At 74.6% G+C, this 12,639-nt stretch carries 9 protein-coding genes; 2 read left to right on the top strand and 7 right to left on the bottom strand.

What is annotated here, in order from left to right; translation table 11 throughout:
* The first annotated feature begins 75 nt into the window (after nucleotides 1–75).
* Nucleotides 76–483, top strand: a complete 408-nt coding sequence (locus ABTW95_RS25400; protein ID WP_500227579.1) for a cold shock domain-containing protein — start codon at nucleotides 76–78, stop codon at nucleotides 481–483.
* 76 nt (nucleotides 484–559) lie between these two features.
* Here ABTW95_RS25400 and ABTW95_RS25405 read toward each other — a convergent pair whose 3' ends face one another.
* The 7 genes from ABTW95_RS25405 to ABTW95_RS25435 all read right to left on the bottom strand — a co-directional run bounded on the left by ABTW95_RS25405 (nucleotide 560) and on the right by ABTW95_RS25435 (nucleotide 10,327).
* Nucleotides 560–1,213 (bottom strand): TVP38/TMEM64 family protein, encoded by a 654-nt coding sequence (locus ABTW95_RS25405; RefSeq protein ID WP_500227580.1) that lies wholly within the window; start codon nucleotides 1,211–1,213, stop codon nucleotides 560–562.
* 81 nt (nucleotides 1,214–1,294) lie between these two features.
* Nucleotides 1,295–2,563: a low temperature requirement protein A gene (locus tag ABTW95_RS25410; protein ID WP_396446480.1), complete on the bottom strand. Its 1,269-nt coding sequence runs from the start codon at nucleotides 2,561–2,563 to the stop codon at nucleotides 1,295–1,297.
* Between the two features lie 23 nt (nucleotides 2,564–2,586).
* Nucleotides 2,587–3,348 (bottom strand): class I SAM-dependent methyltransferase, encoded by a 762-nt coding sequence (locus ABTW95_RS25415; RefSeq protein WP_396446481.1) that lies wholly within the window; start codon nucleotides 3,346–3,348, stop codon nucleotides 2,587–2,589.
* The gene (locus ABTW95_RS25420; RefSeq protein WP_396446482.1) at nucleotides 3,345–4,079 is read right to left on the bottom strand and encodes an SDR family oxidoreductase; all 735 of its coding nucleotides are present in this window, start codon (nucleotides 4,077–4,079) and stop codon (nucleotides 3,345–3,347) included. Before ABTW95_RS25420 ends, ABTW95_RS25415 begins: the two co-directional genes overlap by 4 nt.
* A 191-nt stretch (nucleotides 4,080–4,270) precedes the next feature.
* Entirely contained in the window at nucleotides 4,271–4,795 is a 525-nt protein-coding gene (locus ABTW95_RS25425) for a DUF488 domain-containing protein (protein ID WP_500227581.1), read from the bottom strand.
* 80 nt (nucleotides 4,796–4,875) lie between these two features.
* A complete protein-coding gene (locus tag ABTW95_RS25430) occupies nucleotides 4,876–7,323 on the bottom strand; it encodes a M4 family metallopeptidase (RefSeq protein WP_500227582.1) in 2,448 nt (815 codons plus the stop codon).
* Between the two features lie 208 nt (nucleotides 7,324–7,531).
* A complete protein-coding gene (locus tag ABTW95_RS25435) occupies nucleotides 7,532–10,327 on the bottom strand; it encodes a LuxR C-terminal-related transcriptional regulator (protein ID WP_500227583.1) in 2,796 nt (931 codons plus the stop codon).
* Between the two features lie 263 nt (nucleotides 10,328–10,590).
* Between ABTW95_RS25435 and ABTW95_RS25440 the strand changes: the two genes are divergently transcribed.
* Nucleotides 10,591–12,624 (top strand): SpoIIE family protein phosphatase, encoded by a 2,034-nt coding sequence (locus ABTW95_RS25440; protein ID WP_500227584.1) that lies wholly within the window; start codon nucleotides 10,591–10,593, stop codon nucleotides 12,622–12,624.
* Nucleotides 12,625–12,639: the final 15 nt, after the last annotated feature.

The following is a 12,639-nucleotide window of genomic DNA, read 5'->3' on the forward strand; positions in this document are numbered from 1 at the left end:
GACGACGCGGCGCGGTCCCCATCACTCCGCGAATTTCGGCAGGTGCGTTCGGTGAAGGATGTTGTCGTGGTACACGTGGGCAGGATCGCGCGGTTCGACGAGGTTCGCGGATACGGGTTCATCACCCCCGACGAGGGCGGTCCCGACGTCTTCGTGCACGTGAACGACCTGAACGACGACAAGAGCCTCATCACCACGGGGACGTCCGTCGAGTACGAGCTCATCGACGGCGAGCGCGGCCTGAAGGCGTTCGACGTCAGCATCATCGGCGACCGCGCGCCGTCCTTCGCCCCCGCCGGCCGCCCCTCCGCCTCCTCACCGGACGACGAGGGCCTGTGCGACGTCCTCACCACGACGGAGCTGCGCGCCGAACTGACCGAGCTGATCCTGGAGAGCGCCCCCGACCTGACCGGCGCCCAGCTCCTCAAGCTCCGCGACAGCCTCCTGAGCTTCGCCCGCAAGCACGGCTGGAGCGAAGACTAACCCCGCCCTCCCCGCCCCACGGGGATCGACCACGCCCCCGGCCCGGCTCCTCGCCGTCCGTGCGGGGAGGGGGCTTTCAGGCTGCGGCGTCTTCGGGGGCTGGGGGGTCGCCGGCCGTGCGGGAGCGGACGAGGCGGGCCAGCCACCAGCTGAAGACGCTGAGGGCCACGAGACCGGTCGGCGCGATCCACACCAGCGGGGAACCGGGCTCGCGCAGCGCGTCGCCGAGGCCGGTGTAGACGAGCGTGCCGGGCACGATGCCGAGGGCGGTCCCGGTGATGTAGGGGGCGAAGCGGATCCCGGCCACCCCGGCCCCGTAGTTCACCGCGCCGAACGGGAACACCGACGCCATGCGCAGGACGAGGACGGACTCGAAGGCCCTGCGCGACAGGAAGGCGTCCAGGCGGGCGAGCCGTCCCGAACCGGTGTAGCGGGCCACGGCAGGGCGTCCCAGGAGGCGGGCCAGGCCGAAGGACAGCGCCGCGCCGGCCGTCGCCCCCACGAGCACCGCGAGCGTGCCGACGCCGACGCCGAACAGCGCTCCGGCGGAGGCGTTCAGCACCGAACCGGGCACCAGCGCCACCACCGCCAGGACGTAGCACAGCGCGAACACCAGCGGCCCCCACAGGCCGAGCGACTCGACCCAGTCGCTGACGTGGCCCCAGAGCGCGCCGCCGGTCAGCGCCACCAGCACGCCGACCCCGAGCAGCACCGCGGCCAGGGCCAGCAACCTCGCGAGCGGTCCACGCGATCGCCCGGCCGGGGGCGCCGCAGACGGATCGTGGCTCATGGGGGCTCCCGCGAAGACGCGTTAGGTGTGCTCCCCCATTTCAGCGGAACCACGCCCGTATCCCAAGTACCGGTTCCGGCCGCGCCTGGCCGCGATGGTGATCCCGGTCAGCAGGACGCAGATCGCTGCGAACGCGGCGATCACCGCGGCGACCCCCAGACGCGATGCCCCGAGCGGGAGCAGCAGGATCGCGGTGACGCAGCCCGCGACCGCGGCGGGATGGGCGAGGGGCTCGGCCACGACCGACGCGTGGACGAGCCAGAGCAGGCAGAGGAACACGCTGAGAGGGATCCCGACGGCGTAGCAGATCGCCGCCGGGGACGCAGCGACGCCGTGCCCGGTCTGCTCGACCGCGACCTCCAGGCCGGCGCCGAGCGCCGCGAGGGACGTGAAGATGCCGTAGTGGCCGTACCCCCACAGGTAGGAGCGGTGGCGGCGGTCCCTGAGCCCGTCCCCGGCCGGCGCCAGGAAGTAGAGCCACCACAGCGCGAACAGGACGACCAGCCCGGACACGGCGATCAGGAGGAACGGGCCGCCGACCTCCGTCTCCTCCAGGGCCCCCTCGACGCCGCGGGTCGCGGCGAGGACGCTCTCGCCGAGCAGGATGATCGTGAAGAGGCCGTAGCGCTCGGCGATGTGGTGCGGGTGCCAGGCGGTGGGCGCCGCCCGCTCCGCCCATGGCGGCACCGCCAGTTCGAGGAGCACCAGCCCCGCGAAGACCGGCACCAGCGCGGAGGAGGGGAGGACGCCGATCTCGGCGAACAGCAGGCGCAGCAGCCACCCCACCTGCAGCAGGGAGATGCCCGCGGCGTAGCGGAACGCGGTGCGGCGGCCCGCCGGGTCCTCGATGCCGGCCCGCAGCCACTGCGCGCCCAGCCCGATCCTCATGATCAGGTATCCGAACGTGACGCCGCGGTAGTCGTCGTGGTCGACGGCGGCCGGCACCCCGGCGGCGAGGACCAGCACCCCGGCCATCTGCACCATGGTCAGCAGCCGGTAGGCGACGTCGTCGGTGTCGTAGGACGAGGCGAACCAGGTGAAGTTCATCCAGGCCCACCACACCGCGAAGAAGACCTGGAGGAACGGGACGATCCCGTCGGCGGCGCGGCCCTCGGCGATGTCGTGGGCGAATCGCGCCGTTACGGCCGCGACTGCGATCACGAAGGTCAGGTCGAACAGCAGTTCCAGCGGGCTCGCGGCGCGGTGCGGCTCGTCGATCCGGCGGGCGCTCATCCGCACGCGGAGCCTGATCCCGGCGCCTGCCGCGGGCGGGGGCGGGTCGCGGTCCATCCCCCCATCATCGTGCACGGGCATCAGGACGGCGGGCGGGCGACGGCGTGCACCAGCTGCATCGACAGCCGCCCGGAGGCGAACAGGCGGGACAGCCGCTCGCTCTGCCGGACCGCCAGCCGGTAGGCGCGGTCGCCGCGGTGCCGGGCCGCGACGACCGCGGCCACCCGCTCGGCGCGGCGCGACCAGGCCAGCGGCGCGTCGCCGGGCCGGTCGATCTGTTCGACCGGCTCGAACCCCGCGCCGTCCAGCGATGCGGACAGCTCCGCCTGGGTGGGGAAGCGGTTGCCGTCCGGGGCCGCGAAACCGGTCGCGCCCCGGGCGACGACCACCAGCAGCCCCAGCGGCGCGCCGGGCGCCAGGACCCGGTGGACCTCGCGGAGGACGGCGCCCTCGTCCGGGACGGTGTCCAGCACCCCCAGGCACCAGGCGGCGTCGACCGAGCCGGTCCGGAGCGGGATCCGGGCGGCGTCCGCGGTGACGACCGGGAGCCCGAACATCCGGGCGGCGGCCCGGCACGCGACCGGCCTCCGCTCCAGCAGGACCGGCCGGACGCCGAACCGCTCCGCCGCCCACGCCGCCGGGCCGCCCGCCCCGGCGCCGACGTCCAGCAGCGCGGCCCCGGCGGTCAGCTCGCACGCCTCCGCCAGCCAGGCCAGCGCCGCCGGGCTCGCGCTGCCCCGGCAGGCGGCCGGGATCGCGTGCCGCTCGCCGAGGGCCTCCACCGCGTCCGCCGTCCAGCCGGCGACGTCGTCGAACTCGGCGAGCATCGCCGCCGCGGTCACGCCCAGTCTCTGTAGCGGACCGTGCCGAGGACGGCGTCGCCGAGCGGGACCAGGCTCCGCTCCTCGACCTCGGCGCCGAAGTAGAGCGCGTGCGGGTCCGTGACCACCTCGCGCGGGTCGTCCCAGGCGGCCAGCGCGTCCCGGAAGAACTCGTCCATCCGGAACCGCTCGGGCCCGGCGATCTCGACCCGCCCGTTCAGCGGCGCGCCCATCGCGGCCGCGGCGACCTGCCGGGCGACGTCGTCGCCGGCCATCGGCTGGTACAGCACCGGCGCCATGTGCACGGCGTTGTCCCGGGTGGCGTCGTCGGCGATGGCCCTGGTGAACTCGAAGAACTGCGTGGCGTGCACGATCGAGTACGGGACCTGCGACTTCTGGATCAGGTTCTCCTGGGCGAGCTTGGCGCGGAAGTAGCCGCGTTCCGGCGGCCGGTCGGTCCCGACGATCGACAGCCCGACGTGGTGGCCGACGCCCGCGGCCGCCTCCGCGGCGAGCAGGTTGCCGGTCGAGGTCTCGAAGAAGTCCAGGACGGCGGCGTCCTCGAACGACGGCGAGTTCGCCACGTCCACCACGGCCGACGCCCCGGCCAGGACGTCCGCGAGGCCCTCCCCGGTCAGCGTGTTCACGCCCGTGTTCGGCGAGGCCGCCACGGCCTCGTGGCCGTGCTCGCCCAGCGCCGACACGACTTTCGAGCCGATCAGGCCGGTGCCGCCGATTACCACGATCTTCATGCCGAGATCCCTTCTGTTCGCCGGGCGCCCTGCGCCGTCCGGCCGCCGTCGAGGACGGGGCGGTCCCGCCGCCCCGTGTGACAGCCCAACTGTCACCGTCCGCGGGCCCGGGGGCACCAGGGTGGATCACTGGCCCCCTCCCTGGGCTCTGTTCATCCCCGGCTCAGGGCGGCGAACACCCCCGCGGCCCGTCACTGTCCGTCGTAGACGAGCAGCCCGTCGTCACGCAGCCTCGCCCCGGACGTGGGCGGATGCTCGGTGAGGCGCCCGTCGTGGGCGAGGTGCAGGACGGGGCGGCCGCGCGCCAGGACGGCGAAGTCGGCGATGATCCGGCGGTGGCACCGCCACCACACCGACTCGCTGCACATGACGGCCGTGCGGGTCCGCCCGGCCTCCCGGAGCAGTTCGTCCATCGCGTCCGCGAACTCGGGGCTGCGGGTGTGGCCCGCGTACCCGCGGAAGGAGTCGTTGCGCCAGAACGTGTCGGGCGAGTCGGGGGCGACCCGGCGGAAGCCGCCCAGGCGCTTCTCCCAGCGGTAGGCGATGCCCTCGGCCGGAAGCCACTCCTCCAGGGCGCCGCGGTGGACGTCGGGGTTGCGGCGGCTGCCCGGCGCGGTGCGGACGTCCACGACCGACCGCACCCCGGCCCCGCGCAGCAGGCGCGCCAGCTCCGCGCGCCCCGCCGTGCCGTGACCGAACGTGACCAGCGGCTCCACATCTCCGGCATTCCCCTGAAGGGCGGGCAGATGCGAGCGCCGCCGGCCCCGGGCGGGGCCGGCGGCTTGAGGAGGGGCGGTCAGCTCGCGTTCACGGCCACGTCGTCGACGACGAAGCTCGTGTAGAGGGCGACGTCCTCCGTGCCGGAGAACAAGAGCGTGACGGTCCTGCCCGCGTAGGCGGAGGCGTCGATGCTCTTCTGGACGTAGCCGGAGTTGGCGTCGAGGTTGGAGAAGGTCGCGACGGTGTCGCCGCCGAGCTTCACGGTGAAGGTGTCGTAGGGCGTCACGGCGGTGGTCTCCGCCGTGTCGATGTGGACGTAGAAGGTCAGCGTCGCCGTGCAGCCGGCCGGGATCGTCACCGACTGCGCCGCCGAGTCGGTGTGGGACCGGCCGTAGCCGTCGAACCAGGCGTAGTGCGTCCCGGTGCGGGCGCTCTCGCCGTCACTGTTGGACGACACGACGCCGGACGTGGTGCTCCACGGTGAGGTGCCGTTCTCGAACCCGCCGTTGGACACCTTGTCGCCCGGCGACGAGCAGCCGCCGCCCGGCGGGTTGACCGTCCAGGTGAACGAGGCCGAGCCGGAGAGGCCGGACGCGTTCGTCGCGGTGACGGTGACGGTGCTGGTGCCCGCCGTGGTCGGGGTGCCGGAGACGACCCCGCTGGACGCGTTGATCGACAGCCCGGCCGGCAGCCCGGTCGCGCTGTAGGTGAGGGTCCCGCCGTTCGGGTCGGTGGCGTGGATCGCCAGGTTCACCGCCGTGCCGACCGTGCTCGTCTGGTCGCCGGGGTCGGTGACGCGCGGGTTGTCGCCCTGGCCGGGGCATTCGCCCGGCACCGGGTCGGACCCGGTGACGTTGACCGCCGCCCAGGCGGCCATGACGGTGTTGTACTCGGCGCAGTGCGCGCCGTACAGGTCGGCGGCCGCCTTCAGCGAGTCGACGCGGGCGTCGCCGTAGTCCTCGTTGCTGTTGGCGTAGGACGCGAGGGCCTTGAACCAGATCTTGGCGGCCTTGTCGTTGCCGATCCCGGTGACCGTGGAGTTGTTGCAGGTGGGGCTGTTGCCGTACCCGTGGTCGCCGCTGCCGACGGCGGTGAGGAAGAACCAGTGGTTCAGCGGGCCCATCGAGTAGTGCGGGTCCAGGCCGCCGTTGCGGCTGTCCCAGCAGTTGGGCGACCGGCCGTCCAGCGACGGGTTGTACATGTACCGGAGCGGGTCGCCGTTCCCGAAGATGTCGATGAGCTCGCCCATGGTGTAGTCGGGCTTGTCCACGGGGTTGTCGGCGTAGAACTCCACCATCGTCCCGAAGATGTCGCTGGTGCCCTCGTTCATCCCGCCGGTCTCGCCGTTCTCGCCCCAGCCGACGATGGCGCCGCTCACGCCGTGGCTCATCTCGTGCCCGGCGACGTCGATCTCGACCAGCGGCCTGGCGTTGTTCTCGCCGTCGCCGTAGGTCATCTGGGTGCCGTCCCAGAAGGCGTTGACGTAGGCGTTGCCGTAGTGGGTGCGGGAGGGGACGCCGCTGCCGTCGCCGAAGATGCCGTTCCGGTCGTGGACGTTCTTGAAGTAGTCGTACGTCATGGCGGCGCCGTAGTGCGCGTCCACGCCCGCGGAGGCCGGGTCGGAGTTGCTGCCGTTGCCGAACTCGCCGGTGGAGTTGCTGAAGGTGGTGCCGGTCCCGGACGTGCGGTGGTTCAGGTTGGTCGTGAACCCGTTGCCGTGCGAGGGGTCCCGCATCGTCCAGGTTCCGGCGGACTGGGTCAGGTCGAGGTTGACGGTGCCCACGTAGAGGCCGTGTCCGGTGCCCTGGGTGAGGGCGGCCCGGACGGGGGCGGCGGGGGCCGACCGCAGGCCGGACGGCGCGAACGTGTGGACCTCGTCGGTGCTCTGGATCACCCGGCCCTTCCGCGCGTCCACCATGACGTGCAGCCGGCTGGGCGTCTGGTCGGCGCGGACCCCGGTGACGACGGTCTGCCACACGAGCGCGGCCGACCGGCCCTGCGCCCTGATCGCGAGCTTGGGCTTCGAGACGGCCGAGACCGTGCCCTTGAGCTGCTCGCGCGCGAGCCGGGCGGCGGCCGGCGCGCTCACCGAGGGCGTCGTGCTGATCTTGCCGGCGGTGTCGGACGCGGTCTCCAGCGCGCTGTAGGAGCCGTCCGGCTTGAGGTGGACGACGAGGTCGCCGCCGTAGACGGGGAGGCCGCGGTAGGTGCGGTCGAACCGGACGTCGGCGGAGCCGTCGCGGTCGACGGTCACCGACCTGACCTTGAACTTGTGCCCGCTGACGCGGTGCGCGCGGCCCGGATGCGCCGCGATGGCCTTCTTGGCCTTGCCGACCGCCCGCTTGCGGACGGACGGGGACGGGTCGAGCGTGAAGGGCGCGTCCGTGAAGGCGGAGCGCCCTGCCGGCTGGCGGGGACGGGGCGGGGCCTGCGGGGTGGCCGCGGCCTGCGGGGCTGCTGCGACGCCGGTCAGCGCGACGAGTGCCGCCGCCGACGTGGCGATCGCGAGGGTCCGTTGGGACATGGGGGTGGATGTCCTTTCACCACTGAAGAGGGAGCCCGTGGTGACGGGAGGGGCGGACGTCCGGACGCGCCGGCGGGCCGCTCCTTTCGCTGCGCTTTCCGTTGCACCGCGCATCCCGGACAAGCGCGAGTGTGAGGAGGTGGGAGCGGTTTAAGAAGCCTGGCTAAGCATGTATAGGGAAATCCCTATACGTCGGGATCCGGGGGCGTCAGCGGCCGGAGACGGCGAGCCGGGCGACGTCCACCCGGGAGCGGACGCCGAGCTTGCGGAACGTCCGGGTGAGCGCGGCCTCGACGGTCTTGGTGCTGAGGAACAGCCGGGCGGCGATCTCCCGGTTGGTGGCGCCTTCGGCGACCAGGACGGCGACCCTGCGCTCGACGTCGGTGAGCACGCCGAGCGGGTCGTCGCCGGCCGCCCGGTGCACCGGCGCGGCGTGGTCGAGCCGCCGCAGCTCGGCCTGGGCGCGGTCCAGCCAGGGCCGCGCCTCCGCCTTGGCGAAGACGCCGCGCGCCCGCAGCAGGTCGGCGCGGGCGCGGCGCGGGTCGTCCCGCCGGGCGCGCAGCGCGCCCAGCTCCAGCCACGCCCGGCCCTCCTCCAGCCGATAAGGGAGGGCCTGGAGAAGCTCCACCGCGCTGAGCAGCCCGCGCTCTGCGGCGTCGAGGTCACCTTCGGCGGCGCGGACGAGCGCGGCCGAGCGCTCCAGGACGGCGAGGACGCCGCGGCGCCCCAGCCTGGCGGCCCGCGCCCTGGTCTCGGCGACCAGCGCGGCCGCCTCCCCGGGCCGCCCGACGGCGACGAGCGCGTCGGCGAGGTCGGCGTGCCAGCGGCGCAGCGAGGGATCGCCGAGGCCCTGCGCGGTCTCCATCGTCCGGACCTGCCCCAGCACCCGCGCCGCCGCGGCCGCGTCGCCCAGCTGCAGCCGGACGAGGCCCTCCGCGTGCAGCGCCCGCGGCAGGAACAGCTGGTCGCCGTCGTCCGCGCTGTGCTGGACGGCCTGCTCCGCGGCGGAGAGCGCCCGCCCGAGGTCGCCGCCGGCCGCCTCCGCGAGCGCCATCGCGTACCACGAGGGCCCCTGGCTGAGCCCCGAGTCCTCGGCCAGTTCGAGGCTCTGCCGGGCCGCGCCGAGCGCCTGCCGGCAGCGGCCCTGGTAGATCTCGACCTGGGTCATGCAGTACAGGCACACGCACAGGCTCTCCACCACGCCGCGCTGGCGGACACTGTAGATCAGCGACCGCAGCTCGGCCCGCGCCTCCTTCACCCGGTCGTGCATCAGGTGGTGCCGGTGCTTGAGGTAGACGGGGCCGTTGTGGTGCCACCTCACGTGCGGTTCCTGCGGGTCGGCCAGCGCCCTGCGCAGTGTCCGCTCGGCGTCCGGGTGCCCGAGGAAGAGCTCGATGTTCGCCTGCTTGGCCAGCGCGAACAGCTCGGTGGCGCGGTCCCCCGCGAGCGCGGCCAGCTCGGCGGAGCGGCGGGCGTGCACGTGCGCGGCCTCGGCGGAGCCCCGCACCATCCACGCCCGCCAGCTCAGCCTGTAGTGCAGCGGCGCGAGCAGCGACGGGTCGCCGCGCGCGTCCTCCATCGCCTTGGGGAAGACCTCCTCCACCTCGGCGAGGGCCTGGCCGGAGGAGTCCAGGACGACGATCCAGGCGCGGACCCGCTCGGCGGGCCGCGCCGTCGTCTCCAGGACGCGGCGGGCGATCCGCCGGGCGAGCGGGTAGTCGCCCGCCGCCACGGCGTCCTCGGCGGCGCGCAGCCGCCGGCCGACCGCCGCGTCCCCGGCCTCCTCGGGCGTGTGGTCGGCGGCCAGCTCGCCGAGCTGGGCGGCGGTGGACAGCCCGCCGCGGCGGCGCGCCACGGCCGCGGCCTCCTCCAGCGTGCCGGCGATCCGCCGGTCGCGGCCGGAGGTCAGCCGGGCCAGGTGCAGCGCGCGCTCCACCGGGTCGCGCACCGCCTGGGACAGCGCCCGGTGCACCGCCTTCCGCTCGGTGGTCTCGGCCTCCGCGTAGATGACCGCCGACAGCAGCGGATGGGTGAAGCGGACCGCCCCGGCGGGGTCCACCTCCACGATGCCCCGCCGCTCGGCCTCGGCGAGGTCGGCGCGGCCCGTCCGGCGCAGCAGGCCGACCGACGGCCGGGACGCGGCGCTGGCCATGAGGAGCGTCTCGCGGGTGGCGGGCGGCAGCGCGGCCACCCGTTCGCGGATCAGCGTCGAGAGGCTCTGCGGGATGGGCGGGTCGTCGGCCTCCGGGTGCTCCAGGACGCTGCGGGCGAGCTCCACCGCGAAGAACGGGTTCCCGCCGCTGACCTCGTGGATCCGGGCGAGCCGCGACCGCGGCCAGCTCCGGCCGAACCGGTGGCCGAGCAGGACGCCCAGCTCGGCGGCCGACATGGGCGGCACCCGCACCGTCAGCGCCGGCTTCGGGCACAGCGCGGCCGCGTCCCGCCACCGGCCCCCGTCCTCGCCCGCCGCCGGTCCGGGCCGGGCGGAGGCGGCGATCCGGAGCCGCGGCGCCAGCCCGGCCGCGCGCCGCGCCACGAAGGCCAGCAGCTCCCCGGACGGGCGGTCCAGCCACTGGGCGTCGTCGACCAGCACCAGCCCGGGCCGGTCGGCGCATAACATGCGGAAGGCGTGCAGGACGCCCAGCCGGAGGTTCAGCAGGTCCCGCTCCCCCGTGGGGACGTCGTGCAGCAGCAGCGCGGACCGCAGCGCGTCCCGCTCGGGTGCGGGCAGGCGGCCCGCGACCTCGCCGACCGCCTGCGAGATCAGGTCGATGAGGCCGAGGAACGGCAGGTGGCGCTCGGTCTCGGCGGGGCAGCAGGCGAAGATCCGGTAGCCGGCCGCCGCGTGCTCGTCCGCCAGCAGCGACAGCAGCGTCGACTTGCCGATCCCGACGGGGCCGAGCAGCAGGACGCCGCCGCCCCCGGCGAGGTGGCCGCGCACCTCGCCCAGCACGTCCGCCCTGCCCATCGCGTTCTTCCCGGCCGGCTGGACCCCATGCGTCATGTGCGGCCTCCGAACGCCGGTGCGGCGATGAACCCGCCGCGGACGGTAAACCTCTCCGCAACCCCCGTCAAGATCCCGTGAAGGGGTGCGGCGCGGGCCGCCGGGGCGGGTCCGGAGCCGGCCCCGGGACCGGCCGGACGGCCCCGCGCCCGGCGCCCGGCGGCCGGGGAGAAGGCGGCCGCGCGGACGAGGAGCGCAGGTCACATACTCGGCCGGTTCCCGGGGTACGGCCCTCCTGACAACGGCCGGTCGACGGGGGGAGCATGGATCACGCCCGGGAGGAGGAGCCCGGCCGGCTGACGCTTGAGGTCTTCGACCCCGCGCCGGTCGGCGTCCTGGTCACGCGCGGCCCCGACCACCGCCTCGTCTACGCCAACGCCGCCTACCGCGAGACCTTCGGGGAGCGCCCGCTCGGGCGGCCGATCCGGGAGGCGTTCGGCGACCTCGTCCAGCGGGACTACCTCGACCTGTTCGACCGCGTGCTGAGCACCGGCAGGCCGATCAACGTCGCCGAGGCGCCGGTGAGCCTGGTCTTCCCCGGCGCCGGCCGCGAGACGCGCTACTTCTCCTTCAGCCTCTCCCGGTACGGCGACGGCACGCCCGGGGTCCTGGCGGTCAGCGCCGACGTCACCGAGCAGGTCATGGCGGCCCGCCGGGCGGGGGAGATGGCGGAGACTCGGCGCCGGCTGCTGCACCGGTTCCAGAGCCTCGTCCAGGTGAGCGCGGAGATCGTGTGGGTGACGAGCCCGCAGGGCAGCCCGATCGAGCCGAGCCCCGGATGGGAGCGGGTGACCGGGCAGACCTGGGAGGAGTACCAGGGCACGGGCTGGCTGCGGGTCGTGCACCCCGACGACCGCGAAGCGACCCTGCGGTCCTGGAACGAGGCGCAGCGCACGGCCCGGCCGTGGCGGCACGTCTACCGGCTGCGGACCGTGCAGGGCGCGTACCGGCATTTCGAGGTCCACGCCACGCCGGTGTACGAGGACGGCACCGTCGTGGAGTGGGTCGGCACCTGCACCGACGTCGAGAAGGAGTGGGCGCGGCGCCGCCGCCAGGAGATCCTCGGCCGCGCGGCCGTCGCGATCGCCGAGCACAGCGACCTGCGGAAGATGCTCGGCGCGCTGGCGGACGTGCTCGTCCCCGAACTCGCCGACGGCTGCGGCGTGTTCCTGCTGCCCGACATCGGCGAACGCCCCGAGGGCGCTCCCGTCCTCGCCCGCCGCATCGCCACCGCCGCGCGGCCGGGGCTGCCGACGCGGCTCACGCTCGGCGAGGAGTGGTTCGCCGCCGACAGCGAGTTCGTCCGGATGGTCCGGCGGCGCCGCCCGATGCGGCTCACGTTCCCGCACGGGCGGCCCCCCGAGAACCTGCTGCCCGGGAGCAGCGTGCAGTGGATGAGCCAGGCGGGCGCCCACAGCGCGATGCTGCTCCCGGTCGTCGTGGACGGCGCCGTCGCGGCCGTGGTGACCGCGTCCAGGTGCGGCGACCGGCCGCCGCTGAGCGAGGACGACGTGGCGCTGGTGCGCCAGATGTTCGACCACGCGCACGACGCGCTGACCACCGCCATGCGCTTCCAGCGCACCCAGCGGGTCTCCCTCGCCCTCCAGCACAGCCTCCTGGCCGAGCCGCCCGAGGTGCCCGGCCTCGACATCGCCGCCCGGTACCGGCCCAGCCCGGCCGCCGCCGAGGTGGGCGGCGACTGGTACGACTCGTTCGTGCTCCGCGACGGCACCACCGTCCTGGTCATCGGGGACGTGGCCGGGCACGACCTGTCCGCCGCCGTCGACATGGGCCAGATCAGGAACATGCTGCGGGGCCTGGCGGTCGACCGCGAGGAGCCGCCGGGCGACATCCTGCGCCGGCTGAACACCGCGATGGCGATCCTGTCGCCCGACAGCACCGCCACCTGCGTCCTCGCCCGCGTCGAGGGCTCCGGGACGCAGGGACGGCGGCTCCACTTCGGCGTGGCCGGCCACCCGCCGCCGCTCCTGGTCACGGCCGGCGGCGGCGCCCGCCTGCTGGACGAGGCCGTCAACCCCCTGCTCGGCCTGCTCGTCGACCAGCCCTACGTCAGCGCGGTGGAGCCCCTGCCGCCCCGCTCCACCCTCCTCCTCTACACGGACGGCCTGATCGAGCACCCCGGCGAGAACCTGGACGTGGGCCTGGACCGGCTCTGCCGCAAGGCCGCCGAACTGGCCACCGCTCCCCTGGCGGCCTTCTGCGACGGCGTCCTCACCGGCCTCCCCGTCACCGGCGCCGACGACATAGCGGTCATCGCCCTGCGCGTCCCGGAGTGACCGCGGGCCCCCTTT

The sequence above is a fragment of the Spirillospora sp. NPDC127506 genome (assembly GCF_040302145.1).
Taxonomy (GTDB): domain Bacteria; phylum Actinomycetota; class Actinomycetes; order Streptosporangiales; family Streptosporangiaceae; genus Spirillospora.